The sequence below is a fragment of the Desulfovibrio sp. SGI.230 genome, from assembly GCF_050313065.1.
GTDB lineage: Bacteria > Desulfobacterota > Desulfovibrionia > Desulfovibrionales > Desulfovibrionaceae > Desulfovibrio.
On sequence record NZ_JBNPKS010000010.1, the window covers coordinates 62341 to 86670 of the forward strand.

Here is a 24330-nt window from a genome sequence, read left to right on the forward strand (position 1 = left end):
TGTCTGCCTTGCCCCGCTCCTGAAGGCGCGTAAAGTGCATCATGACAAGAACATAAAAAAGCCAAGGAGGCTTGTATGTTGTTTGAACGAGTGCTTTCCGCCTGTATCAAAAGCGTGTCCCTGGCCGTGGCCGCCCTTGTCCTCGCCCTCGGTTGCGGGCAGGCCGTGACGGCGTCCGCCGGGGAGATGACCGTTTCCGCGGCGGCCAGCCTGACCAATGCCTTTGCCGAACTCAAGACCGCGTTCGAAAAGTCCCATCAGGGCCTGACCGTGCATACCAATTTTGCCGCCTCCAACCCGCTGCTCAAGCAGATGCAGGAAGGGGCCCCGGTGGACGTGTTCGCCTCCGCCGACCAGGAGACCATGGACAAGGCCCAGAAAGCCCAGCTCATCAAGCCTGAAAGCCGCAAGAATTTCGTCAGCAATACCGTCGTCCTCATCGTGCCCGCCCAGGGCAAGAAGTTCGGCAGCCTTGCCGAGCTCAAGAAGGCCCAGCGCATCGCCGTGGGTTCGCCCGAAAGCGTGCCGGTGGGCCGTTATACGCGTGACGCCCTGAAGAGCGCCGGACTCTGGGAGACCCTCCAGCCCTCCTTCATCTACGGCAACAGCGTGCGGCAGGTCCTGGATTACGTGGCCCGTGGTGAAGTCGATGCCGGCATCGTCTACGCCACCGACGCCAAGCAGCGCGCCGACAAGGTCGATGTCTGCCTGACGCTCACGGGCCATAAGCCTGTCACCTATCCCATTGCCGTAGCCACCACCGGCAGCAATGCTGCCATGGGCCAGGCTTTCGTGGACTTCGCCCTTTCCCCCGAAGGACAGGCGATCCTGGCCCGTTACGGCTTCTCCAAGCCGTAGGATTCTGATGGCGACGGCGTTGCGGGCGCTGTCGTCCTGTTCCCACCGGGCCCGGACATGTCCCGACTCCTGCATGTCCGGGTCCGGCATTTTGCGCTGAATGTCTCCGGTCCGGCGGTATCGCCGACGGCCGGAGCCCAGGATGCTTCCCCCTGCCGGCGGTCGGGCCTGGTCCCCCGCCGGTATCGTTGCCCGGATACCGCATGGAATACCTTGTCCCTACAGATCTTGCCCGGCCGCTCCTGCTTTCGCTGCGGGTGGCGGGCATCGCGACCGCGCTCTCCTTTCTGGCCGCGCTTTTCGTGGCCTGGCGTCTGGCCCGTCGCCGCGGCCCCCTGCCGGCCCTGCTGGATGCCCTGTGCACGTTGCCCCTTGTCCTGCCGCCCACGGTGCTGGGCTATTACCTGATCCTCGTCGTGGGCCGTAACGGCCTGCTGGGCCCGGCGCTGCGGGATCTTGGCCTGCAGCTCATCTTTTCCTGGCAGGGGGCGGTGGTGGCCGCCACCGTGGTGGTCTTCCCGCTGCTCTACAAATCCGCGCGGGCGGCTCTGGAGCAGGTGGACCCGCATCTGGAGAACGCCGCGCGCACTCTGGGCGCCTCGGAGCTGCGCATCCTGCTGACCGTTTCCCTGCCGCTGGCCTGGAAGGGCATCTTTGCCGGGCTCATGCTGGCCTTTGCCCGCGGCATGGGCGAATTCGGCGCGACCCTGATGGTGGCGGGCAACATCCCCGGCAAGACGCAGACCCTGGCCCTGGCCATCTACGATGCCTTCCAGGCGGGCAATGACGCCCTGGCCACCCTGCTGGTACTGGTGACGTCCGGGTTGTGCGTGACCCTGCTCATGGCCGCCGAAGTGCTGGTCAAATACAAAAGAAGGCGGCGCAGCGCATGATCTCTCTGGATATAAAAAAATCATTCGACGATCCCGGCAGGGAAGCGCCCTTCCATCTGGGCATCCGTCTGGAGATGCCGGAGGACAGCCGGACCCTCGTTTTGTTCGGCGCTTCCGGTTCGGGCAAGACCCTGACCCTGCATTGCCTTGCCGGTCTGGTCCGGCCCGATGCCGGGCGCATCGTGGTGGACGGGAACGTCCTGTATGACGGCGAGCAGGGCATCTGTGTACCTGCCCGGCGGCGGCGCATCGGCTACATGTTCCAGGATTACGCCCTGTTCCCGCATCTGAGCGTGTTGCATAACGTGGCCTATGCCGGGACGGGCCTGCTGCCCTGGCGTCTGAACGGGGAGCAGCGCACCTGGGCCATGGATCTGCTGGAGCGCCTGGGCATCGCCCATCTGGCCCGCCTGTACCCGGGCAACCTCTCCGGCGGGCAGAAGCAGCGTGTGGCGCTGGCACGGGCCCTGGGGACACGGCCGTCGCTCCTTTTGCTGGACGAGCCCTTTTCCGCGCTCGACCCCCTGCTGCGTGAACGCCTGCGCGGCGAGATACAGGAGATCCTTGCCGCATTCGCCATCCCGGCCGTCATCATCAGCCATGACCCGGAAGACGTGGACGCCTTTGCCGGGACCCTGGTCACCTACCACCGGGGACGGGCCCGCATGATCGCGGATTATGCCTCCTTGCGCCGGGAGTACGCGTCGGCGGGCGATTGTTTGCGCCATCTGCAGCAGGAGATGCAGGCAGAGAGCGCCCGGGCCGCAGGGCGGTAGTCCGGGCGGGCCATAAGCAACGGCAGGCTCCCCTACGCTTTTGCGACTTGGGCCCCGGTACTTGAGGTAACGGCCTGACTGCATGGGAGACTTCTTGCTTGCCGCCATCCAGAAAAGAGGGACAGATCCCTGATGAAAAGCCTCCTTCGGGAGGCTTTTTTGTTGCAGTCCTGCATCCGAAGAGAAGGGAAAGGATGCATGGTTGCGCCACAGGAAGAGGGGAGGGAAGAATTTCTTCAAACCTGTCGCATGTTCTGCCGAAGGTACGGATTTTGCTTGTCATTTGCGAAAGATTTCTTTTGAATAGCCGTGGCGTCAGCCTGTGACGCCGGGGAGAAAAGATGACGGATACGGAACGATCCATACCGGGGACAGGGCCTGCGGCACGCCGCACCTGGCAGAAGGGGCTGCCGCTGGCGCTCCTGACCCTGTTGTGCATGACCCTTTTTGCCCTCAACTCCATCCTGTGCCGCCTTGCCCTGCTGCATCACGGCATGGATCCGGTCAGTTATACGGCCATCCGCATGACGTCCGGCGCTTTGATGCTCTTTGCCCTGCACAGATGGCGCCAGCGGCGTCACGGACAGGTGCCGGACTGGCGGGGGCAGGGCAGCTGGGGCGCGGCCCTGGCGCTGTTCACCTACATGCTGGCGTTTTCCATCGCCTATGTGAGCATGCCCACCGCGGCCGGGGCCCTGGTCATCGCCGTGGCCGTGCAGACCAGCATGATAGGTTACGGGATCCATGCGGGGCAGCGCCCCAACCTGGGGCAGACACTGGGGATAGGTCTGGCCATGGCCGGGCTCGTGGTCCTGCTGCTGCCCGGTCTGGAAGCGCCGCCCCTGCCGGCCGCCTGCGTGATGTTCGTGTCCGGCTCCGCCTGGGGGGCCTACAGCCTGTGCGGCCGCAAGTTCCGTCACGCTGCGGAGGCCACCACCGACAACTTCATCCGCTGCGTCCCCCTGGTCCTGGTGCTGATGCTGGCCCTGTGGTGGCGGCTCTCCCTGCCGGTGCAGGGGGTGGCGCTGGCCCTGTGCGCCGGGGCCCTGGCCTCCGCCCTGGGCTATATCCTCTGGTATGCGCTGGTGCCCTGTTACAGTATCGCGGCCGCTGCCGCCGCCCAGCTGAGCGTGCCCGTGATCACGGCCCTGGGGGCGGTGGTCTTCGTGGGCGAGGCCATCACCCTGCGCCTTGTCCTGTGTTCGGCCGCCATCCTCGGCGGCATCTTCATCGTGGCTTTGTGGGGGCAGCGTCACGCCGTGCCCCGGCCTGACGGCAACAGATGCGGACAATCGGCGGATACCGCCCCAAGGAGATGATCATGATGCAAGGACTGGAACTTTCCCGGCGCTATTTCGAGGCCTGCCTGCCCCTGTTGCAGGAACAGGCGGGCGACATCCTGCCCCTGTGCGCCGTGGGCCTGGCAGGGGAGGGCTCGGAATGCCTGGGCTTTGACGATGCCACGTCCCGGGATCACGACTGGGGGCCGGGCTTCTGCATCTGGCTTTCGCGGGAAGACCTGGCCCGGCACAGGCAGCGGCTGGAAGACGTCCTGCGCCTGCTGCCCGGGACCTTCGAGGGTTTTCCCTGTCGCATGACGCCGGAGCGGCGCATGGGGCGGACAGGGCCCATGGCCATGGAAGATTTTTATGCCCGCTTCACCGGCCGGGACACGCCGCCTTCCGACTGGCGTCACTGGCTGGGCATGCAGGAATGGGGACTGGCCACCTGCACCAATGGCGAAGTCTTTTTCGACGGGCCCGGTCGCTTCAGTACCTGGCGCACGACCCTGCTGGACTATTTTCCCCGTGACCTGCATCTGAAAAAAATGGCCACGCGCTGCATGCAGATGGCGCAGGCCGGCCAGTACAACCTGCCGCGCTGCCTCGAACGCGGGGACAGCATCGGCGCCATGCTGGCCCTGGGGCGCTTCAGCGAGGCGGCCCTTTCCCTGGCCTGCCTGCTGAACCGGCGGTATCTGCCGTTTTACAAATGGGCCTGGCGCACCGTGCAGGGCCTGCCCCGCCTGGGGGCCGATATGTGTACTGCCCTGCAACAGGCCGCAGCGGCCCCTTTGACGACCGAAGAAGGCGGGCAGAAAGCCGTGGCGGCCGTGGAAGACATCTGCGCTCTTGTGGCGGCGGAGTTGCGGCGTCAGGGACTGAGCGATGAGCAGGACAGCTGGCTGTGGCTGCACGGGCCGATAGTGATGCGGCAGGTGCGCACGGTGGAGATCCTGCGCATGGACCTGCTGCGGGATTAACGGGCAGGACACAGCCGGAACAGCGGGCAGACGGTTGCGACCGGTTGCCCGTTTTGGCAACATGGGGCCAGCATGGCCGGACGTCTGCGCATACGGCCCGGCAGAAGAGATCTTTTCAGGAGTACGAACATGGATGCGAAAAGCTGGATCCAGGAGATCCGTGCCGCCGGCAAGCTGATGGCTGCCGGGGACCTTGCCGGTGCCGAAAACCGGTATCGCCAATTGCTGGACAAGGGGACGGACAATCCTCTGCACAAGGCTCTGGCTCTGGACGGGCTGGGGCGTGCCGTCTTCGAGCAGGGCCGTCAGGCCGAAGCCATCGAAGCCATCGAAGCGGCCGTGAGCCTGCTGCGTGAGCGGCAGGGCGTGCAGGATCCCGCCACCTGTGGCGCCCTGCAGAATCTGGGGCGTCTGTACCTTGCTGCCGGACAGGTGGAAAAGAGCATCGCCGTGAGCCGCGAAGCCGTGGACGGCCTGCGGGCCGGTTTTGGGGAAGATCATCCGCTGGTGGCCGGCGCCATGATGCGCCTTTCGGCCTGCCTGTACATGCAGCGGGATCTGGATGGCGCCGAGGCGCTGCTGCTCAAGGCCCGGGACGTGTTCGAGAAGCAGAGCGGCGACGAGTCCCGCATGGATGTCTCCACCTGCCTGAACAATCTGGGACGCATCCACGAAGAGCGCGGCGATCTGGAACAGGGCATCGCCCTGCACCGCCAGGCCGTGGCCATCCGCAAGGAGCTGCTGGGCGACCATACGGAAACGGCCTTCTCCCTGGGCAACCTCGGTGTGGCCCTGGCAACGGCCGGTCAGTGGCAGGAAGCCGTGGATACCCTGCAGGAAGCCCTGGACTGCTATGCCCGTGCCGGGCATACCACCGGACCGGACATCGAAGGCTACCGCAAGAATCTTGAGATCTGCCGCCACGCCCTGAAGATGGTGGCTCCGGGGACGACGCCCCAGGTCAGCGACGACTAGCCGTCCACATCTTTTTGAGGACGACATGAAACGGCAACGGGGAAATGCCTCATGGCATTTCCCCGTTTTTTGTACAGGAAGGAAAGCTGTCGTAATGGGCCGATGTTTGCGCCTGACGGACAGCAGGCGATGGCACGAAGATACAGATAGTGCTCCCGGCGCGGCAGGGCGGGAGATCGCCTGACAGCTCCGGAGCCTCGGCGAAATTTGTCCGGCAGGGGCAGGTGCCTCAGCGGCGGCGCAGGGCAAAGGCCAGCACGAGGATGACCAGGGCCAGGCCGCCGGCAGCCACAGGCAGGGCCTCCATGGCGTCCAGACTGTCGCCATACTGCTGCCGGACCAAGGCGGCCCCGGCAAAGATGACACCGGCAAGGATGGCCTTGAACCCCACACCGCGCCATTGACGCTGGCGCAGGGCCGTCCGGCTCCGGTACAGGCTGTCGCCGTGGCGCGCTTCATAGGCGGCCAGATCGAGGCCGCGGCGGGCTAGCTCCGCATCGAAAAGCTCGCGGGCCTGTTCGGTCAGCTTGTGGCGTTCCAGCGCGCACAGGCTTTCGTCATCCAGTTCCGCGTAGCGCTGTTGCAGCAAAGTCTTTTTTTCGTCGTTCGTCATGGCTGTACGGGAAGGGTCGGTGCCGGGGCCTGTGGGGAGACCATTTCCGGCAGGAAGGTGATGCGCGGCAGGCCCCGTCCTTCCAGCGCACCGCGGACGCGCTGTTCAAACAGCTCCCTGCCCATGACCGGGCCGTCCTCCTGGCCGTCGAGCGTGACATGGGCTTCCAGCAGGGCCGGGCCGTAACTGTCCGGGGCCGTCTGGTAGCCGCTGGCCGTGGTGACGCTCAGCGGCGCGTGCATGAAATCGAGGCTCTGCATGAAGACCCGGAAGCGTACTTCACTGGCGTTGTCGGGGCCTTCCCACAATTCCATGGCCAGGATGGTGCCGGGCGGCAGGGCATTGGGCGGAAAACCCGACGCCTGCCAGTCGATGCCCAGCAGCGAGCCGATGGCCGCCAGGTTGTTGTCGTTGCCCACAAAGACGGCGCACCGGGCCTCGTTGAGACGTGGGTCGGCATGCTGGCTGTAAAGGGCAAGGGCCATGTCCCGCAGCAGGGGGCCGCCGTAGATGCCGGCGACCAGCGGCGTGCGGTGCAGGGCATTGAAGATTTCGCTGCGGATGGGCAGGAGCTTGCGCAGGGCCGCGGCATTGGCCTGGCCCCAGGCGGCATCCTGCTGCGGCCACTGGGCGTATTCCTGCACCAGCAGGTCCACCAGGGTCGATCCCAGGCCAAGGCCGCCCCGTATTTCCACACGACGGCCCATGTCCATGATGGAGATGGAGGGGACCATGTCGGACAGACGGCAGCCGCCGGGCAGGTTGATGCTGTTGCAGGTTTCGGAGGACAGGGGGCCCGTGAGCTGGTCCAGCAGGGACATGGGCTCGCCCAGGCTTTCCCAGAACTGGGAAAAGTCCCCGTTGATGTGGTCCAGGACGGCCAGGGCCGTCTCGGCCGGGTCGAAGATGGCCAGACCGGCCTGGACAGGCTCAAAGAGAGGGTCGGGATCCAGGTTCACCACGGCATAGGAAGGCAGCGTGCCCGGCGTCAGGCCCCGCAACAGGGCCTCGGCACTGCCGCGGCTGCGCGGGGTGTTGTCCGCACGCACGAAGACCCGGGATTCGGTCTTTTGCGCCGGCAGCAGGCCCGCCTCAAGATACAGGGCACGCAGGGAGGCCCATTGGGCCGTCAGCAGCCCGGCGCCGCGCGGCGAGAGCTGGCCGGGCCCCACAGGCCATTGCGGCCAGGCTTTGCCGGTGATCCGGGGCAGCTGGTTATCGTCGGCCGGTGCCGCGACACCATGACGTGTCAGCATGACGACCTTGCTGAGGTGATACGCGGATGGGGCAGCAGACACCGGACAGGGTATCAGGCCCAGGAGCAGGGCGAGCAATCCGGCGAGGCATGTCCAGGTTCGCATGAGGATCTCCTTTCTTGGTGGAAGCATAAGCGTAAACGATGCCGGGGGCAATGTCTTGCGCAGATGTGCCCGCAACCCTTCTGCGCGCGGATGTGACGTTCATGTTACAGGCGTTCGGGCATGGACAAAGCGGGCCGGCGCTGCTAGATTCCTGCTTTCCACCTGTAGAGGAACACGGCCTGAGGACAGGCCGACAGCCGCCGGGCGGCGCAGGCGGAGAGAGTTTCAGCAACGACCCGAAAGGGTGGAGCATGGCATGAGCAGACTGACCAATCGAGATTTTTTGAAGGAAACGGACTTTACTTCCGAAGACCTGATCTACTTGCTGGATCTGGCCGCCGCACTGAAAAAAGCCAAGCAGGAAAAGCGCGAGCCCAAGTTCCTGCTGGACAAGAATATCGTGCTATTGTTTGAAAAGGATTCCACCCGGACCCGTTGCTCTTTTGAAGTGGCGGCCCATGACCAGGGTGCCCACACCACCTATCTGGGCCCCTCCGGTTCCCAGATCGGCAAAAAGGAATCCATGGCCGATACGGCCCGTGTGCTGTCCGGTTTCTATGACGGCATCGAATACCGCGGTTTTGGCCAGAGCATCGTGGAAGAGCTGGCCCGTTTTGCCAGCGTGCCGGTGTGGAACGGCCTGACCAACGAATGGCACCCCACCCAGATCCTGGCGGACTTTTTGACCATGCGCGAGCATTGCGACAAGCCCTACAAGGACCAGACCATGGCCTACATCGGCGATGCCCGCTACAATATGGGCAACTCCCTGATGATCGCCTCGGCCATGCTGGGCCTGGACTTCCGCAGCGTGGCGCCCCGGGCCCTGTGGACCTCCGACGAGATCTACGAACAGGCCTGCGCCATCGCCGAGCGGACCGGTGCCCGCATCACCCGTACGGAAGATGTGGACAGCGGCGTCAAGGGCTGCGACTTCCTGTATTCCGACGTCTGGGTCTCCATGGGCGAGCCGGAAGATGTCTGGCAGGAACGCATCAACCTGCTGACCCCCTACCGCATCGACAGCGAGATGATGCGCAAGACCGGCAATGAGCGCTGCGCTTTCCTGCACTGCCTGCCCAGCTTCCACAACCGTGACACCATCATCGGTGAAAAGATGTACCAGCGCTTTGGCCTGGAATGCATGGAAGTGAGCGACGAAGTCTTCGAATCGCCCAACAGCCTCGTGTTTGCCGAAGCCGCCAACCGCATGCACACCATCAAGGCCGTCATGGTGGCCACGCTGGCCGACGTGCCGGACGATTTCGTGAAGCAGGGCAGCCTGTAGGCCGCATAGCAGCAGCCCGAAGTCTTCCCGCCGTCATGTGAAAGCCCCTCTTTTCCGGGGGCGCAGGGCTGGCGGCCCGGCTAGGGGCCGAACAACGACCTTATGCACAAAAAGAGCGTGTATCCTGCCATGGATGCACGCTCTTTTATTTTTATGCGGCAACGACTGTTCCGTCATCCTGCGGGAGGAGTGCCGGCTCCTGCGGACGCAGGCCCGCAGGGTCGCAGCGCTGTCCCATCCCGCGCACCCTCACTTTCCCGACAACCATTTTGCCGGGTAGACCATGCCGTCCTTATGCTGTTTGCCCTGCCCCCGGGGGGATCTGGCTGCCGGGCCGGGATCTGGGCGGGGTCCCCGCATAGTGCCCCTCATCCGTACCGGGGGACGGGAAGGCGGGGCTGTCCTGTGCGCGACATCAGCGTCACAGGGATCATGCAGCGGTTTTTGAAGGGTGAGGGGGAAAGGGGGAGAGGGGGACTTTTTTCCGCTGGAAAAAGTCCCCCTCTCCCCCTGAAAATATGGATCGAAACTTCTGCGGCTAGCGGTATTCGCGACCGGACCAGAGTACGCGGCCGATGACGCGGAACTGTTCGGCGCAGTCGCCGCTCAGGTCGAGGGTCACGGGAGGATAGGCGGGGTTGGTGCTGTGCAGGACGATCTGGCCGGGCAGCAGGTCGATGCGCTTGATGTAGATGGCATCCTCGAAGCCGATGGCGTAGAGGCGTCCGGAGACGATCTCGGTCTGTCCCTGATCCAGCAGGACGAGGTCGTTGTCCTGTATCTCGGGCACCATGCTGTCGCCCGAGACGCGCATCAGCACCATGCGGCGGGGGTTGCCCTTGCGGTGCAAAAAGTCGCTGCGGAAGGCATAGCCGCCTTCCTGTTCGCTGCTGACTTCCAGACTGCCGGAACCGGCGGACAGGCGGGCCACCACCAGGGGCACGGTGATCATGTCCACATCGTCGTCCACGTCTTCCAGCATGAGGCAGGCGGGCATGGCACCGGACTCCACCAGCGGGAGGCGCATGGGGCCACGGCCGAAGAAGAGCCAGTCGGCATTGCAGCCTGTTTCCGCGGCGCAGATGCGGACCCACTCGTCCGGGACCTGGCCTTTGGCCAGCGCCTGTTCCACATCCGTCACGGGCAGGCCCAGGGCCCGGGCCAGTTCAACAGCGGTGTCCGCTTCCAGCGCCTGCATGAGGCGTTGCACGATTGTCGGATCGGAACGGGAATCGGTCATGGATGGTCTCCTCGGCACAGTATGGAAAACGCCATCATGCTAGCAGCAGGGCAGGGGGAAGGCAAGCAGCGGCAAGGCCCGGCGGGCAGAAACGACGGCACGGAAGGGGCGCCGGCCTGAGCGAACGGGGAGGGATACGGGCAGGCTTTCGTGCAGACCGTGGTCCCCGGCTGCAGGCATCGGCATACCGGAAAAGGGATAGGCCCGGTACGGAGGCCGGACGCCGGGCAAGAAAAAAGCCCCGCCGGAGCGGGGCTTGAAGACGATGTGCCGTATTAGGCAAGCAGTCCCTTGGAAGCCAGAACGTTCTTGAGGCGTTCCAGATGTTCGTCGGTCAGCGGGCAGAGCGGCAGGCGCATCTCGTCGGTCATGCGGCCCATGAGAGCCAGGGCGGTCTTGACCGGGATGGGGTTGCTTTCCATGAACATGGCCTGATGCAGGACGAAGAGGTCATGATGGATGCCCATGGCGGTGGCGATATCGCCCTTGGCAAAGGCATTGTACATGGCAGCCACCTTGCCGGGGACGATATTGGAGGTCACGGAGATGACGCCGCTGCCGCCGATGGACATGAGGGGCAGAGCGGTGAAGTCGTCACCGGAAAGCAGGCTGAAGCCCTTGGGGCACTGTTCCATGATCAGGCTGCACTGGCTCATGTCGCCGGTGGCTTCTTTCACGCCCACGATATTGGGGAACTCATGAGCCAGACGGCTGAGCGTGGCAGGCAGCAGGTTGGTGCCGGTACGGCCGGGAACGTTGTAGGGGACCAGAGGCATGTCGACGGCTTCGGCGATGGCCTTGAAGTGACGGTACAGACCTTCCTGGGTGGGCTTGTTGTAATAGGGGGTGATCAGCAGCGCACCGTCGGCCCCGGCTTTCTGGGCAAAGCGGGTCAGGCGGATAGCTTCGATGGTATTGTTGGAACCGGCACCGGCCAGGACGGGCACACGCCCCTTGACCTGGTCGATACAGATCTCGATGACACGTTCATGCTCTTCGTGGGAGAGCGTGGCCGATTCGCCGGTGGTGCCGCAAGGCACAAGGCCGTGGATTCCCTCACTGATCTGGAATTCAATGAATTCGCGATAGGCGGCTTCATCAACGGCGCCGTTTTTGAACGGCGTGACGAGGGCGGTCAGGGCACCGAAAAATTGCATGGTCCACTCCTTGGAACTGAGCTAAATGGGACTGCGGTTACTGGTTGATATATTCCTTGAGCTCCTTCCCGGCACGGAAGAAGGGCAGGCGTTTGGGCACGACGGAGACGCTTTCGCCGGTTTTGGGATTACGTCCGGCATAGCCGCTGTATTCCTTGATCTTGAAGCTCCCGAATCCCCTGATCTCGATACGGTCGCCAGCGATGAGCGAATCCTTCATCGCATCAATGAAAGTGTTCACCACCAAGGACGCATCATCGAACGGAAGATTGCTTTCTTCTGCCAGGGCCTTGATGAGTTCGCTCTTGTTCATCGTTCCTCCTCGTCGGTGAAAGGAGAGCGTTGGTAAAAAGGATGCCAGTCGTTATGATAAGGAATCCTATCCTTTTTACCGGACGAGGTAAAGTTGCAGGGCAGAAAATGGCAGGGAAATATGCCCGGAAAAGTGCGGGACATGCCTGTTTTGCGGGGCAGACGCACCTTTCCGGGCCATGAAGACGCTATCAGCGCTGCTGTTCGTGCCTGTAGAGCAGGTAGTCGTGCTGGAACTGGTCGATCTGGCCATCCAGAACGGCTTCCACGTCGCCGCATTCGCTGTTGGTCCGGTGGTCCTTGACCAGACGGTACGGCTGGAGGGTGTAGGTGCGGATCTGGCTGCCGAAGGCGATGGCGTCCTTGCCCGCATACTGGGCGGCGCGCTCGGCTTCGCGCTTTTGCAGCTCAAGGTTGTACAGACGGGCCTTGAGGATGCACAGGGCTGCTTCCTTGTTGTGGTGCTGGGACTTCTCGTTCTGGCACTGGGCCGAGATGCCCGTGGGGATGTGGGTCACGCGCACGGCGGAGCTGGTGGTGTTCACGCTCTGGCCGCCGGGGCCGCTGGAGCGGAAGGTATCGAAGCGCAGGTCCGTTTCCTTGATGTCCAGCTGGATGTCGTCGCCCACGTCGGGCATGACGTCCACGGAGGCGAAGGAGGTGTGGCGGCGGCCGGAAGCATCGAAGGGCGAGATGCGGATCAGGCGGTGGATGCCGCGTTCGCTCTTCAGAAAACCGAAGGCGTGCGGGCCCGAGATGCGCAGGGTCACGCTCTTGATGCCGGCTTCATCACCGGGAAGATAGTCCAGCTCTTCCACGGTGAAATGGCGCCGGGCAGCCCAGCGGGTGTACATGCGCAGCAGCATCTCCGCCCAGTCCTGGGATTCGGTGCCGCCCGCACCGGGGTGGATCTCCAGGATGGCGTCCTGGTTGTCCTCCTCGCCGGAGAGCAGCATCACCAGTTCCGTCTCGTCCAGCAGGGCGTCCAGGCTGTCCTGCTGTTTCGCCAGGGATTCCAGGGCCTCGTCCTCGCCGCTTTCCACAGCCAGTTCCAGCCACTCGTGCATGTCGTCATGGCAGGTCTTGAGGGCATTGAGGCGGGAGACCTCATCCTCCAGCTGGCGCTTTTCGCGCAGCAGGGGGGTCAGGGCTTCGGGATTGTCCCAGGCATTGGGGCGGGAAAGTTCCGTTTCGATGGCGGCAAGACGCTGTTCGCTGGCCGCGACGTCAAAGACGCCCCCAAAGGTTGTCGAAACGCTGGTCGAGGGGCTGGCAACGGGCACGAAGATCACTGAGTTGCAACATGAGAACTATCGAGGGGTTGAAGGTGAGGGGCGACGCGTGCCCCAGAAAATGCCGAGCCAGAGCAGTCCGGCGGCCAGCGGCAGCCAGAGCCCGAGCTTGTGATAGATGGTGGCCCCCTGTTGCAGGCGCACACGCCCCCAGAGGGTATTTTCTTCGAACTGGCCCCCGCGGACGGTCACGCGGCCGCGGGCGTCGATGATGGCGGAGATGCCGGTATTGGTGCCCCGCAGCAGCCAGCGCCCCTGTTCCACGGCGCGCAGAGAGGCGAGGTACAGATGCTGGAGCGCCGCCGGCGAGCGGCCGAACCAGCCGTCGTTGCTGATGTCCACCAGCACGTTGGCGCCGTGCTCCACGCGGGCCTGCGCCAGCCAGGGGAAGACGGCCTCGTAGCAGATGAGCATGCCCAGGCGGAGGTCTTCGTGCACCAGGGGCGCGGCGGAGCGGCCGGGGGTGTAGACGCCCACTTCCTGGAGCAGGTCGGCAAGGAAGTTCCAGTTGAGCCACTCCGGCACATATTCGCCGAAGGGCACGAGATGTTCCTTGTCATAATGGCCCGCCGTGTTGCCCGAGGGATCGAGGAGCAGGGCACGGTTGAAGACCTGCATGTTGCCTGCCGCATCATACTGGAAGCCGGGCACGCCCGTCAGCAGGGGGCTCTGGGCCTGGCGGGCCAGATTGCGCACCAGTGCGGACAGGATGCCGTTGTTGTCGAAATTGAAGGGCAGGGCCGTTTCGGGCCAGACGATGAGGGGCTTTTCGCCGGGATGGCGCGCCAGCTCCGCCTGTGTCAGGCGCAGATAGGTCTCCACCGTGCGGCGCTGGTAGGCCGGCACCCACTTCTGGTTCTGGTCGATGTTGCCTTCGGCAAAGAGGACGGCCACGCTGTCCTCGCCGCGGGGATCGTCCTCCAGCGGCGTGGTGTGCAGGCGCCAGGCACCATAGCCCAGCAGCAGGGCGGCCAGCAGCAGCCCGGTGCACACGCAGGCAGGCCGGCACCAGTGCCGCAGGCTAAGGATCACCGTGACCCACAGGCCGGCCAGCAGATAGGCGCCCGTCACGTCGGCGGCCTGTATCCACAGGGGCCAGGCCGCCAGGGCGCCGCCCAGGGGCAGCCAGGGAAAGCCCGCCACCAGCGCGTAGACGTATTCCAGAAAATACCAGGCAAGACCCAGCAACCAGGCTTGTGCCAGCGGGCCGCGCCCGCGCAGGGCATGGGCCAGCAGGCTGAACAGGCCGCCGGCGCTGGCCAGGCAGGTGGCCACCAGCACGGCGCAGACCGCCGCCAGGGCCATGGGCAGGTTGCCCACGGTGGCCATGGGGATGGTCAGCCAGTAGAGCACGGCCGCCATGCCCACGATGGAGCTCAGCCAGCCGCGACGCAGGGCCGCGCCCGCCGAGGGCGCCGAGCTGCCCAGCAGGGCCAGGCACAGGGGCAGCAGCAGGGCCAGCGGAGGCAGGGAGATCCAGCCGTTGGGGAACGCAAGCCACAACGCCGCGGCCCCCGCCAGGCCGAGGCCCAGGGGGGAGGAACGCAACCAGGCGTCACGCATCTCAGTCTTCCGTTTCAGAGGCGTCGGGCGTGTTTTCCCGGGCCGGTTCCATACGCAGGTGGCGGATGAGCTTCTTGTCCGCATCCAGCACTTCGAAGCGCCAGCCGCGCAGGATGAAGACCTCGCCGGGGGCGGGCACATGGCCGGCTTCCATGCTCAGGTAGCCGCCGATGGTGTCCACTTCGTCGGAGCTGAGGTCCACGCCCAGTTCTTCAAGATCTTCCAGCAGGGCACGGCCCGTGAGTTCATAGACATGGGCCCCCAGGGGACGGATGTCTTCCTCGCGGGGAGCGTCGTGTTCGTCCTCGATGTCGCCCACGATCTCTTCCAGCAGGTCTTCGATGGTGATCAGGCCCGAGGTACCGCCGTATTCATCCAGCGCGATGGCGATGTGCTGCTTGCTGGCGCGGAATTCCTGCAGGAGGTTGCGGATGGGCTTGGTCTCGGGCACGAAGAACGGTTCGCGCATGATGGCACTGGCGGGCTGGTCAGCCATCTTGGGGTCCAGCAGGCAGCTCAGGATATCCTTGGCGTGGAGCATGCCGACCATGTTGTCCCGGGTGTCGCGGAAGACAGGGATGCGGGAATGGCCCGACTCCACGATGACCCTGGCCACTTCGGGCAGGAGCATGTCTTCGGGGACACAGTCGATGTCGGTGCGGGGCGTCATGGTGTCCTGCACCTGCAGGTCGTTGAAGCGCAGGATGCCCAGGAGCATGGACTCCTCGTCGGGCTCCACTTCGCCGTCGGCGCGGGCTTCGATGATGGCTTTTTCCAGGGATTCATCGTCTTCGCGTCCGAAAAAGCGGGTCAGACGCGACCAGATGGTGCCATTGCTACTATGACAGTCGGAACCACCGTCCAAAACAGCCTCCTAGAAGGGCTTTGCCTGCGCGCCGCACCGGCGCCGGGCAAAGGCATGTCGCCGTGCCGGGGCACGGGCTGGGGTGAGGGGGACGCCGCCGGGAACGCAGCCCACGAAGGCGGCGGGATGCGCAGCCTTGTCGTGGAGGCGTCCGGGCGGACGCAGGAGCGGATGCCGCGTCCGGGGCAGGAAAACGCGGTCTGCCGCCGTGTGTACGGCGTGGCCCTGAGCACACGCCTACAAAAGGCACCCGTCCTCTCAGGATAACGGGGAACATTCCCCAACGTCAACAGCGCATCCTTCTTTTGTCAGGCGAAGATGCGCGGCACAAAAAGGGGACCCGCGGCTGGGCCGCAGGTCCCGGAAAAGGTATCAGAGGGACTGCCGCTTGCCGCGTAGCAGGCCCAGCTTGTGCAGGTGGATCTCCAGACAGCCCACGGCCGCCGGGGTCACGCCGGAGATGCGCCCGGCCTGGCCGAGGTTGCGGGGCCGCACGCGGTCCAGCTTTTCCTCCACCTCGCGGGAAAGGCCCGCCACCTGCCGGTAATCCAGATCGGCGGGCAGCTCCACGGACTCCAGACGCGCGGCACGGGCGATGAGCTCGCGCTGGCGCTCCAGATAGCCCGCGTATTTGACGTCCACCTGGACGGTCTCCAGATCGCGCAGGTCGCGATCGGCCAGGGCCTCGGCCAGCGGGGCCGAGATGCGGGCCAGACGCTCCAGATCCATGTCGGGACGGCGCAGGGCCTCTTCCAGCGTCCGGCCGCGCAGCGCGGTACGCAGTTCCGTCTCTTCGGGAGTTGCCGGAGCGGTCTGCGCCGCTTCGTCGCCGTCGGTCAGCTGGACGCGCACCTGCTGCAGCAGGCGGCGCACCGCATGGCCGTGTTCCATCTTGTCGTTGAAGAGGCGCCACTGTTCTTCGCCCACCAGACCGATCTTGCGGCCCAGCGGGGTCAGGCGCACGTCGGCATTGTCCTCGCGCAGCAGCAGACGATGCTCCGCCCGTGAGGTGAACATGCGGTAGGGCTCCTCGGTGCCGGAGGTGACCAGGTCGTCCACCAGCACGGCCATGTACGAGGAGTCGCGCCCGGGCACGAAGGGATCGAGCTCCTTCTCCCGGCAGGCGATGTTCAGGGCCGCCCACAGCCCCTGGGCCGCGGCCTCTTCGTAACCGGAGGTGCCGTTGATCTGGCCCGCCAGCCACAGACCGGGCAGAGCCTTGGTCTCCAGCGTACCGTGCAGCTGCACCGGGTTGGCATAGTCATATTCGATGGCATAGCCGGGACGCACCATGACGGCATGCTCCAGACCCGGGATGGCGTGGATCATGGCCTGCTGCACGTCCAGCGGCAGGCTGGTGGAGATGCCGTTGGCATAGACCTCCGGGCTGTCCAGGCCTTCGGGCTCCAGGAAGATCTGGTGCCGTTCGCGCTCGGGGAAGCGCGCCACCTTGTCCTCGATGGAAGGGCAGTAGCGGGCGCCCGTGCCCTGGATGACCCCGGTGAACAGGGGCGAGCGGTCGAAGCCGGAACGGATGGCCGCATGGGCGGCCTCGTTGGTCCAGGTGATGTGACAGGGCACCTGCGGCAGCACCGGGCCGGGACCACGGAAGCTGAAGCGCGGCGGCGGAGTATCGCCGGGCTGTTCCTCCAGCTTGGAAAAATCGATGGACGCCCGCAGCAGGCGCGGCGTGGTGCCGGTCTTGAGACGGCCCAGCGTGAGGCCCAGACGGCGCAGGCTGTCGGAAAGGCCCGTGGCCGGGGCATCACCCAGACGGCCGCCGGGCAGATGCGTGAGGCCGATGTGGATGAGGCCGGCCAGGAACGTGCCGGTGGTGAGCAGCACATGCCGGGCATGGAAGGTCAGTCCCTGGGCCGTGCGCACGCCGGCGGCATGGCCGTTCTCTTCCAGCACCTCGGTCACGGAGTCCTGCCAGATGCGCAGGCCGGGCGTGGAGAACAGGGTCTTCTTGAGGACCTTCTGATAGGCCTCGCGGTCGATCTGGGCGCGCGTGGCGCGCACGGCCGGGCCCTTGCTCATGTTGAGGGTGCGGAACTGGATGCCCCCGGCATCGGCCCACAGGCCCATCATGCCGCCAAGGGCGTCGATCTCGCGCACCATGTGGCCCTTGGCCAGGCCGCCGATGGCAGGGTTGCAGGACAGATAGCCCAGACGGTCCACATTGCCGGAGATCAGCAGCACGCTCAGGCCCAGACGGGCCAGGGCCACGGCGGCCTCGGAACCGGCATGGCCGCCGCCTGTCACGATACAGTCAAAACGGTTCTCAGCGCTGCATGAGCACATGGGCAAACACCTGGGCGTCCTTGAGGGTGGCGGTGATGGAAGAATGTTCGTCGGGCTGGTGGCAGGTGCTGTCGATGCAGCTCCACACGGCGGCGGGCAGGCCCTGCTGGCGCAGCAGGGCGGCCACGGTGGCGCCGCCGATGCCCACGGGACGGGCCTCCACCTGATAGATGTCCGTGACGGCACGACGCAGGGCCGCGACCACGGGGCTGTCCGCAGCCGTTTCCGAGGCGCGCTGGCAGTGCTCGATGGCCACGTCGATGCGCACGCCGTGATGTTCGGCCACGGCCGTCAGACGACGGCGGGCGGCGTCCAGCACATGTTCGGGTTCCACGCCGGGCAGCAGACGGCAGTCCACGTAAAAAGTGTCATGTCCGGGCAGGATGTTGACGCTGGGCACGTTGGCATCGTGGCGGCTGGGCACGAAGGTGGAGCAGGCCGGGTCGAACAGGGCGTCGCGACGGGGGAAATCCTTGTGCAGCTCCATGCAGGCCAGCACGGCGGCGGCCCCGGCCACGAAGGCGTTGCGGCCCTTGTGGGGCGTGGAGGCATGGCACTGCACGCCGCTGACGTCGACCTTGAGCCAGCACAGGCACTTTTCGGCCACCTCGATGTCCGCGCCCGTGGGGGAACCGGAGTCCGGCACGATGTAGAAATCGTCAGCACGCAGGAAACGCTCTCCTTCGGGGAGAGCCGCGTGGCGCTCCAGCACATGGGCCAGGCCGTAGTCGTTGCCGCATTCCTCATCGGCCATGAACACCAGGCCCAGGCTGAGTTCGGGGGTGATGTCGCAGGCATGCAGGGCTTCGGCCAGCAGCAGCATGCTCACCAGGCCCTGCTGGTTGTCCTCCACACCGCGTCCGACGAGCATGTCGCCCTGCCGGACCACCTGCCAGGGATCGGAATGCCACAGGGCCGGGTCACCGGGCGGCACCACGTCCATGTGGGCAAAAAGCCAGAGCGTCCGGGAGGAACGGCCGGGGATGCGGGCCACCACGTTGGGGCGCAGCCCGGAGGGCACGCGCGGATCGGCGGCATCCAGACGGCGGATGTCGCTCACCCCGCAGGCGCGCAGGCAGTCTTCGATATACAGGGCCTTGGCCAGCTCGCCCTCGCCGCCGTTTTCCGGGCCCAGGGCACGGAAGGCGGTCAGGTCGCCCTGAAGGGCCGCCACACGGTCCTGACGCTGATCCAGCCAGCGCAGGAGGGGGGACAGGGCGCTGTCCTGCGAACTTGTGTTCATGCTGTTTTTCCTTGAAGCCGCCCGGGCCTGGAGGCCCTGCGGACAAATGACAAAAGGGAGGCTGTCGCGACAGCCTCCCCTGTGCAATGTGCCAGAAAATTGCAATCGGTGCGGGATGTTCGCGCCGGGCGCGTCCCGCATGCCGCGTATGGTCTAGCGACCCTTGGCGGCGCGCTTGGACGCCTTCAGGGGGTTGACCTTGGCAGCGGCGGCGACCTGCACCTTCACATGGGTAGCGAAGTTGCAGCGGCCACCGGACCACTTGCTGGCGGGGCTGGCGTAGCTGGAGCAGAAGTTTTCGCCTTCAAACTCGCGAATGCGATCACAGCCTTCGCACTTGTCAATGATGGGGGAAACCACAAAACCGTTCACAACCACGCCTTCGGCGGTTTTCACGGCATTAAGCAGAGCAGCCATAACGATACCTCCATGCGCCGAAGCGCTTTCGTTTCAGTCTGAATGGGGCACTATAGACCAAAAAACAATGGTGTCAAGTCCCCCCGTGCAAGGGAACCCCGCCCGGGCGGCTTTTCCGCTGCCGCAAGGGCCCCGCTCCGGCCCCGGCAGGCAAGGCCGCGAGGGGAAGGGCTCCGGCTCAGGCCACCTGTTCGGGCAGGCCCAGACGGCGCAGGACGAAGCGCCGCATCTCGCGCACTTCCGCGCACAGGGCCGGGTAATCAAAGCGGGTGAAGCGGCTGTCGCGGTACAGGACCTCGCCCGCCACCATGGTCAGGGCCACTTCCATGCCCGTGGCCGCATAGACGGCGTGGGAGGCCGCGTTGAACAGGGGCTGCATGTTGGGCGCGGAAAGATCCAGCGCGATACAGTCCGCGGGACGCCCCACGGCAAGGACGCCGCCGTCACCGCCCATGGCCGCCGCACCGCCGCGGGTGGCCATGTCGAGCACCGTCCGGGCGGGCATGGTCTCGGGATCGCCCGCCGCCTTGTGCAGCAGGGCGGCGCGGCCCATCTCCGTGAACATGTTGAGGCGGTTGTTGCTGGCGGCGCCGTCGCTGCCCAGGGCCAGCCGCACGCCGGCATCCAGCATGGCGGGCACCGGGGCCACCCCGGAGGCCAGCTTCATGTTGGACGAGGGATTGTGGACAACGCTCACGCCGCGGCGGGCCAGCAGGGCGATCTCGTCGGCGTCCACGTCCACCACATGGGCCAGGATGGTCCCGGGACGCAGCAGCCCCAGACGGTCGGCATGGGCCACGGGGCGCAGGCCGTGCTGTTCCAGGCTCAGGGCCGTTTCCTGACGGGTCTCGGCCAGATGGATGTGCAGCGGCAGGCCCAGTTCGTCGGCCAGTTCGCGGCAGGCCGTGAGCTGCGCCGCCGTGGTGGTGTAGACGCTGTGGGGCATGACGGCCACATGCAGCCGGTCATGACCGGCCCAGCGCTGCGCCATCTCCCGGGTGCAGGCCAGGGCCGCATCAGCATCCGGGCAGCAGGCCGAGGGGAAATTGAACACGCCCTCACCGGCCAGGCAGCGCAGACCGGCCTTGTCCGCCGCTTCCAGTACGGCGGCTTCGAAGATGTACATGTCCACGCAGGACGTGGTCCCGGTGCGCAGCATCTCGGCAAAGCCCAGCAGGCTGCCCAGGCGCACCAGATCGGGCGTCAGGCCCTGTTCCACGGGAAAGATCTTCTGCTGCAGCCAGTCCATGAGCGGCATGTCGTCGGCCAGGCCCCGCAGGAAGGTCATGGCCGCGTGGGTGTGGGCGTTGACAAGGCCGGGCATGACGAGCATGCCGGAAAGGTCGAGGATTTCACGTGCCTGCCATGCGGCTGTCACATCCTGGCTGTAGCCCAGGGCGACGATGCGCCCGCCATCAATGGCCAGGGCGGCGTTTTCGAGGACGCGCCGGTCATCGCCCTGGGTCAGCAGGACACCGGCGTGGAGAAGCGTGTCGCAGGTTTGCATGGATGCTCCTGACGGGTTAAGGTCTGCGGACGGGAAAAACAGGCGTAGTTGTATCCTCATGCTTCGGGGAGGGCAAGAATGGACGCGCTGCTGCTGCACGGTCTGGGTGGAGGGCCCGCTGATATGGATTCGCTGGCGCAAGAGCTGGCGACGATGGGCGTGGCATGCCATGCGCCCTGTCTGCCGGGGCATGGCTCCGGCTGGGAGGCTTTCGTACGCAGCCACTGGAACCAGTGGAGCGCGGCGGCCCATGAGGCCTATGCCGCCCTTGCGGGCCAAAGCCCGGAGCCGCCCCTGCTGGCGGGCTATTCCCTGGGCGGCCTGCTGGCTCTGGATACGCTTTTCTGGGCCCGGGAGGCCGGGCTGCCCGCGCCCCGCTGCCTGCTGGTCTTCGCCGCGCCGCTCTACTGGTCGTCCCGCCCCGGCCGTCTGGGCGAACGGGCCCTGCGCTGGCGGCTGGCCTGGAAAGCCTGGCGACAGCCTGTGGAGATCTGCTCCCCGCGCAGCGAGGCCGCGCGGGAGACCGCGCCCTGGCAGGGACACGAGCGGGTGGTCTGCTGGCGCCATATGGCCGAGATAGCCCATGAGCAGCCCCGGCTGCGGGCCCTGCTGCCCGCCTGCGATGTCCCGGTCTGTTATGTCCAGCTCTGGCATGACAGCAGCTGCCCGCGCCGCAATGCCGTGGAGTGGATCTGCACGGCGTCCCGCAGGGCCGAGACCCATGTGCTGCGCACGGTCAGCCGTCACGGCGGGCATCTGCCCCTGTCGCACAGGGAGAGCCGGGACGAGGTGGTGCGTATCGCCTGCAATTTCGTCCGGGCCGTGCTGGAAAGCTGAGGTCCGATCCGTACAGAGAGCCTTTTCGGGATACCGGGGCGGCATCCCCGGTGATAGGGAAGGGGATGCGTCTTTCTTTCCTCCAGGCGGGTGGAGCAGAGGAGGGGCGATCCTTTCCGAAGGCCGCTTGCGCAGGAACTTCGCTTTTCCGCCTGTCGTCTCTGTACGGGAGCTTCCCGGGCGGGATGGCGGCCCAGGCACCGGGCTTTCCTTCAATAAAGAGACTGCACAGTCCCCGGTCGTTCAAATCGGCCCTGCGGCGGTGATTTTTTCTGAACGAAGCGCTCCTGCCGGCATGTTTTTTACCGTCACCCCTGCCGCGCGGAGGACGTTTTTCCCGCTCAGGAGAAGGGCTTGCAAGTTTTTTTGCGGCAGGATATGCTTGCGCGCTGAAAATTTGTTACCCCGGGCATCCCGCATAGAAAGCGGCCTGCCTACAGCATCCCTTTGGAGGTTCGTCTTGTTGTTTGAATCCGTTGCTTTCGCCATGGGTACCCCCCAGGCCGGCGGCGCCGCCCCCAGCGGCGGCGACATGCTGATGCAGTTTGTTCCCCTGATCCTGATGTTCGCCATCTTCTGGTTCCTGCTGATCCGTCCCCAGCAGAAGCGCGCCAAGGCCCACAAGCAGATGCTGGCCGAACTGAAGCGCGGCGACCACGTGATGACCAGCAGCGGCCTGATCGGTCGCATCATGGAAATCAGCGAAGAAGAAGTGGTCATCGAATGTGGCGATGCCAAGCTGCGCATGAGCCGCGGCGCCATCGGCGGCCTGATCGGCAAGAGCGCCGAAAAGGCTGAAGCCAAGGCCGAAGAAAAGAAGTAACATTCCGTTCTTGTTTCGGAATCGGTAATGGTTGCGGCTCCGGCGCCGCCCTGTTTGCAGGGAGGCGCCGGGCCGTGTCGGGCGGTTCTGGCTCCGGCCGGCCGCCTCTTTCCGTTTTTACGGACATCTCCATCAAGTGCGGAAGGTATCCCAATGATTGGTTTGCGCTCGCGCTTGGCCGTGGCCCTGCTCGTGTTCGGCCTGTGCCTTGTCTACGCGTTGCCCAGCGTGCCCTATATCGGGACGGCGCTGGAAAACGTCCTACCATCCAAAAAAATCAACCTTGGCCTGGACCTGAAGGGCGGCATCCACCTGACCCTGGGCGTCGACGTGGCCAAGGCTGTCAGCAACTCGCTGGCGCTGGCCGGGCAGGATATCCGCCGCCTTGCCAAGGACGAGAAGATCGTCGTGCTGCATCCCCGCGTGGTGGGCAATGACAAACTGGAATTTGCCCTGCCCCGTGTGGACGATGAAGCCAAGCTGCAGGAGATCCTGCAAAAGAATTTCCCCCAGCTGAATGTGGGCGAGCCCCGTCGTACGGAAGCCGGTCTGCGCTATGTGGCCGAATTCCGTCCCGAAGAGATCAGCCGCATCGAGGACATGGCGCTGGATCAGGCCCTGCGGACCATCCGCAACCGTATCGACCAGTTCGGTGTGGCCGAGCCCGACATCCGCAAGCAGGAAGGCAACCGCATCCAGGTGCAGCTGCCCGGCCTTTCCGACCCGCGCCGTGCCGTGCAGATCCTGGGCCAGACCGCCCATCTGGAATTCCACCTTGTCCGTGACGACGTGGATCCCAACAAGGCCGTGCTGCCCAGCGGCGTCATGGCCCTGCCCCTGCTGGAAAAAGGCCACGACGGCAGCGAGACCGCCACGCGCCTGATCGCGGTGGAAAAGGACGCCATGCTCTCCGGTGAGGACGTGGCCGATGCCCAGCCCACCTTCGAAAAGAACCGTGCCAGCGTCAGCCTGAACTTCAACAGCCGCGGCGCCACCCTGTTCGAGAACGTCACCGGCGAAAACGTGGGCCGCCGCATGGCCATCGTGCTGGACGACAAGGTCTATTCCGCCCCTGTGATCCAGCAGCGCATCGCCGGTGGCCGCGCCGTCATCACCGGCCAGTTCACCACGCAGGAAGCCACGGACCTGGCCATCGTGCTGCGTGCCGGTTCGCTGCCCGCGCCCGTGTCGGTGCTGGAAGAACGCACCGTCGGTCCTTCCCTGGGCCAGGAATCCATCGACAGCGGCATCAACGCCGCTCTGGTGGGTGCCGCCGCTGTGGTCGTGTTCATGGCCATCTACTACGGCATGAGCGGTGTCATCGCCGACATCATGCTCTGCTTCACCATGCTCATCGTCATGGCGGGCATGGCCGGCTTCGGCGCCACCCTGACCCTGCCCGGCATCGCCGGTATCGTGCTGACCATCGGTATGGCCGTGGACGCCAACGTGCTGATCTACGAGCGCATACGCGAGGAACTGCACCTGGGGCTCTCGCCCCTGGCGGCCGTCAAGGCCGGTTTCGAGCGCGCCACCATTTCCATCACCGACTCGAACCTGACCACCATCATCGCCACGGTGATCCTGTACCAGTTCGGTACGGGCCCCATCCGCGGTTTTGCGGTCACTCTGTCGCTGGGTATCGTGGCCTCCATGTTCACGGCCATTTTTGTGTCGCGGGCCATCTTTGAATACTGGGCGCGCAAGTGCGGCCCCAAGGGCATCAGCATCTAGGCTGGCCGG

The 24330-nt window shown here is 65.3% G+C and carries 22 protein-coding genes; 10 read left to right on the plus strand and 12 right to left on the minus strand.

The genetic code is table 11. The features are described from left to right. The first annotated feature begins 75 nt into the window (after window positions 1–75). The 6 genes from modA to ACQRAG_RS08855 all read left to right on the plus strand — a co-directional run bounded on the left by modA (window position 76) and on the right by ACQRAG_RS08855 (window position 5765). The gene (gene modA / locus ACQRAG_RS08830; protein ID WP_204625302.1) at window positions 76–858 is read left to right on the plus strand and encodes a molybdate ABC transporter substrate-binding protein; all 783 of its coding nucleotides are present in this window, start codon (window positions 76–78) and stop codon (window positions 856–858) included. 203 nt (window positions 859–1061) lie between these two features. Next, window positions 1062–1751 carry a molybdate ABC transporter permease subunit gene (gene modB, locus ACQRAG_RS08835; protein WP_168934864.1) on the plus strand — a complete coding sequence of 230 codons (690 nt, stop codon included), beginning with the start codon at window positions 1062–1064 and terminating at the stop codon, window positions 1749–1751. Further along, a complete protein-coding gene (locus ACQRAG_RS08840; RefSeq protein ID WP_303740273.1) occupies window positions 1748–2527 on the plus strand; it encodes an ATP-binding cassette domain-containing protein in 780 nt (259 codons plus the stop codon). Before modB ends, ACQRAG_RS08840 begins: the two co-directional genes overlap by 4 nt. Window positions 2528–2868: 341 nt before the next feature. Then, on the plus strand, window positions 2869–3846 hold the full coding sequence (locus ACQRAG_RS08845; RefSeq protein ID WP_300646331.1) for a DMT family transporter: 978 nt from the start codon (window positions 2869–2871) through the stop codon (window positions 3844–3846). Between the two features lie 2 nt (window positions 3847–3848). Beyond that, window positions 3849–4790 carry a DUF4037 domain-containing protein gene (locus ACQRAG_RS08850; RefSeq protein ID WP_303876396.1) on the plus strand — a complete coding sequence of 314 codons (942 nt, stop codon included), beginning with the start codon at window positions 3849–3851 and terminating at the stop codon, window positions 4788–4790. A 129-nt stretch (window positions 4791–4919) separates the two neighbouring features. Beyond that, window positions 4920–5765, plus strand: coding sequence for a tetratricopeptide repeat protein (locus tag ACQRAG_RS08855; RefSeq protein WP_300705588.1), 846 nt, complete (start codon window positions 4920–4922; stop codon window positions 5763–5765). A gap of 229 nt (window positions 5766–5994) precedes the next feature. Here the strand turns inward: ACQRAG_RS08855 and ACQRAG_RS08860 are convergent, their stop codons facing one another. Further along, on the minus strand, window positions 5995–6378 hold the full coding sequence (locus tag ACQRAG_RS08860) for a hypothetical protein (protein WP_427803972.1): 384 nt from the start codon (window positions 6376–6378) through the stop codon (window positions 5995–5997). Then, on the minus strand, window positions 6375–7739 hold the full coding sequence (locus tag ACQRAG_RS08865) for a histidine-type phosphatase (protein ID WP_427803971.1): 1365 nt from the start codon (window positions 7737–7739) through the stop codon (window positions 6375–6377). The genes ACQRAG_RS08860 and ACQRAG_RS08865 overlap by 4 nt, the downstream gene beginning before the upstream one ends. A 256-nt stretch (window positions 7740–7995) precedes the next feature. Between ACQRAG_RS08865 and argF the strand changes: the two genes are divergently transcribed. Next, window positions 7996–9027 (plus strand): ornithine carbamoyltransferase, encoded by a 1032-nt coding sequence (argF, locus tag ACQRAG_RS08870; protein WP_204625295.1) that lies wholly within the window; start codon window positions 7996–7998, stop codon window positions 9025–9027. A gap of 538 nt (window positions 9028–9565) precedes the next feature. Here the strand turns inward: argF and ACQRAG_RS08875 are convergent. The 10 genes from ACQRAG_RS08875 to ACQRAG_RS08920 all read right to left on the minus strand — a co-directional run bounded on the left by ACQRAG_RS08875 (window position 9566) and on the right by ACQRAG_RS08920 (window position 20927). Beyond that, complete coding sequence (locus ACQRAG_RS08875) at window positions 9566–10267, minus strand: LexA family transcriptional regulator (RefSeq protein ID WP_278338622.1); 702 nt, start codon at window positions 10265–10267, stop codon at window positions 9566–9568. A gap of 275 nt (window positions 10268–10542) precedes the next feature. Next, window positions 10543–11424, minus strand: coding sequence for a 4-hydroxy-tetrahydrodipicolinate synthase (gene dapA / locus ACQRAG_RS08880; protein ID WP_204625294.1), 882 nt, complete (start codon window positions 11422–11424; stop codon window positions 10543–10545). A 37-nt stretch (window positions 11425–11461) separates the two neighbouring features. Next, the gene (locus ACQRAG_RS08885; RefSeq protein WP_006004403.1) at window positions 11462–11737 is read right to left on the minus strand and encodes an HU family DNA-binding protein; all 276 of its coding nucleotides are present in this window, start codon (window positions 11735–11737) and stop codon (window positions 11462–11464) included. 190 nt (window positions 11738–11927) lie between these two features. Further along, window positions 11928–13041 (minus strand): peptide chain release factor 2 gene (gene prfB, locus ACQRAG_RS08890; RefSeq protein WP_204625293.1). Its coding sequence is split into 2 segments (ribosomal slippage): window positions 11928–12965 and window positions 12967–13041, totalling 1113 coding nucleotides; the frame shifts between segments, so codons are not numbered across the junction. 5 nt (window positions 13042–13046) lie between these two features. Further along, complete coding sequence (gene lnt / locus ACQRAG_RS08895; protein ID WP_427803970.1) at window positions 13047–14591, minus strand: apolipoprotein N-acyltransferase; 1545 nt, start codon at window positions 14589–14591, stop codon at window positions 13047–13049. A gap of 1 nt (window position 14592) precedes the next feature. Then, window positions 14593–15456 (minus strand): hemolysin family protein, encoded by an 864-nt coding sequence (locus tag ACQRAG_RS08900; protein ID WP_168934875.1) that lies wholly within the window; start codon window positions 15454–15456, stop codon window positions 14593–14595. A 372-nt stretch (window positions 15457–15828) separates the two neighbouring features. Next, a complete protein-coding gene (gene mnmG, locus ACQRAG_RS08905) occupies window positions 15829–17760 on the minus strand; it encodes a tRNA uridine-5-carboxymethylaminomethyl(34) synthesis enzyme MnmG (protein ID WP_302261780.1) in 1932 nt (643 codons plus the stop codon). After that, a complete protein-coding gene (locus ACQRAG_RS08910; RefSeq protein WP_204674567.1) occupies window positions 17741–19003 on the minus strand; it encodes a M20 family metallo-hydrolase in 1263 nt (420 codons plus the stop codon). The genes mnmG and ACQRAG_RS08910 overlap by 20 nt, the downstream gene beginning before the upstream one ends. A 153-nt stretch (window positions 19004–19156) precedes the next feature. Then, complete coding sequence (locus tag ACQRAG_RS08915) at window positions 19157–19420, minus strand: PxxKW family cysteine-rich protein (protein ID WP_006004419.1); 264 nt, start codon at window positions 19418–19420, stop codon at window positions 19157–19159. A gap of 178 nt (window positions 19421–19598) precedes the next feature. Then, complete coding sequence (locus ACQRAG_RS08920) at window positions 19599–20927, minus strand: amidohydrolase (protein WP_427803969.1); 1329 nt, start codon at window positions 20925–20927, stop codon at window positions 19599–19601. 78 nt (window positions 20928–21005) lie between these two features. On the opposite strand from ACQRAG_RS08920, the gene ACQRAG_RS08925 reads away from it, so the two are divergent. From ACQRAG_RS08925 to secD, 3 genes are all read left to right on the plus strand, one after another. Then, on the plus strand, window positions 21006–21764 hold the full coding sequence (locus ACQRAG_RS08925) for an alpha/beta hydrolase (protein WP_427803968.1): 759 nt from the start codon (window positions 21006–21008) through the stop codon (window positions 21762–21764). 487 nt (window positions 21765–22251) lie between these two features. Then, a complete protein-coding gene (yajC, locus tag ACQRAG_RS08930; RefSeq protein ID WP_006004428.1) occupies window positions 22252–22587 on the plus strand; it encodes a preprotein translocase subunit YajC in 336 nt (111 codons plus the stop codon). A gap of 153 nt (window positions 22588–22740) precedes the next feature. Then, entirely contained in the window at window positions 22741–24321 is a 1581-nt protein-coding gene (secD, locus tag ACQRAG_RS08935) for a protein translocase subunit SecD (protein WP_168934882.1), read from the plus strand. Window positions 24322–24330 lie beyond the last annotated feature (9 nt).

Excerpts from the sequence above, each read along its gene's own strand:
- ACQRAG_RS08855 (WP_300705588.1), top strand. The coding sequence starts at position 4,920 with ATGGATGCGAAAAGCTGGATCCAGGAGATCCGTGCCGCCGGCAAGCTG.
- ACQRAG_RS08920 (WP_427803969.1), bottom strand. The coding sequence starts at position 20,927 with ATGCAAACCTGCGACACGCTTCTCCACGCCGGTGTCCTGCTGACCCAG.
- ACQRAG_RS08885 (WP_006004403.1), bottom strand. The coding sequence starts at position 11,737 with ATGAACAAGAGCGAACTCATCAAGGCCCTGGCAGAAGAAAGCAATCTT.
- ACQRAG_RS08840 (WP_303740273.1), top strand. The coding sequence starts at position 1,748 with ATGATCTCTCTGGATATAAAAAAATCATTCGACGATCCCGGCAGGGAA.
- ACQRAG_RS08845 (WP_300646331.1), top strand. The coding sequence starts at position 2,869 with ATGACGGATACGGAACGATCCATACCGGGGACAGGGCCTGCGGCACGC.
- argF (WP_204625295.1), top strand. The coding sequence starts at position 7,996 with ATGAGCAGACTGACCAATCGAGATTTTTTGAAGGAAACGGACTTTACT.
- ACQRAG_RS08860 (WP_427803972.1), bottom strand. The coding sequence starts at position 6,378 with ATGACGAACGACGAAAAAAAGACTTTGCTGCAACAGCGCTACGCGGAA.
- mnmG (WP_302261780.1), bottom strand. The coding sequence starts at position 17,760 with ATGTGCTCATGCAGCGCTGAGAACCGTTTTGACTGTATCGTGACAGGC.
- ACQRAG_RS08915 (WP_006004419.1), bottom strand. The coding sequence starts at position 19,420 with ATGGCTGCTCTGCTTAATGCCGTGAAAACCGCCGAAGGCGTGGTTGTG.
- yajC (WP_006004428.1), top strand. The coding sequence starts at position 22,252 with ATGGGTACCCCCCAGGCCGGCGGCGCCGCCCCCAGCGGCGGCGACATG.
- lnt (WP_427803970.1), bottom strand. The coding sequence starts at position 14,591 with ATGCGTGACGCCTGGTTGCGTTCCTCCCCCCTGGGCCTCGGCCTGGCG.
- ACQRAG_RS08865 (WP_427803971.1), bottom strand. The coding sequence starts at position 7,739 with ATGCGAACCTGGACATGCCTCGCCGGATTGCTCGCCCTGCTCCTGGGC.
- secD (WP_168934882.1), top strand. The coding sequence starts at position 22,741 with ATGATTGGTTTGCGCTCGCGCTTGGCCGTGGCCCTGCTCGTGTTCGGC.
- modB (WP_168934864.1), top strand. The coding sequence starts at position 1,062 with ATGGAATACCTTGTCCCTACAGATCTTGCCCGGCCGCTCCTGCTTTCG.
- dapA (WP_204625294.1), bottom strand. The coding sequence starts at position 11,424 with ATGCAATTTTTCGGTGCCCTGACCGCCCTCGTCACGCCGTTCAAAAAC.
- ACQRAG_RS08925 (WP_427803968.1), top strand. The coding sequence starts at position 21,006 with ATGGACGCGCTGCTGCTGCACGGTCTGGGTGGAGGGCCCGCTGATATG.
- modA (WP_204625302.1), top strand. The coding sequence starts at position 76 with ATGTTGTTTGAACGAGTGCTTTCCGCCTGTATCAAAAGCGTGTCCCTG.
- ACQRAG_RS08875 (WP_278338622.1), bottom strand. The coding sequence starts at position 10,267 with ATGACCGATTCCCGTTCCGATCCGACAATCGTGCAACGCCTCATGCAG.
- ACQRAG_RS08910 (WP_204674567.1), bottom strand. The coding sequence starts at position 19,003 with ATGAACACAAGTTCGCAGGACAGCGCCCTGTCCCCCCTCCTGCGCTGG.
- ACQRAG_RS08850 (WP_303876396.1), top strand. The coding sequence starts at position 3,849 with ATGATGCAAGGACTGGAACTTTCCCGGCGCTATTTCGAGGCCTGCCTG.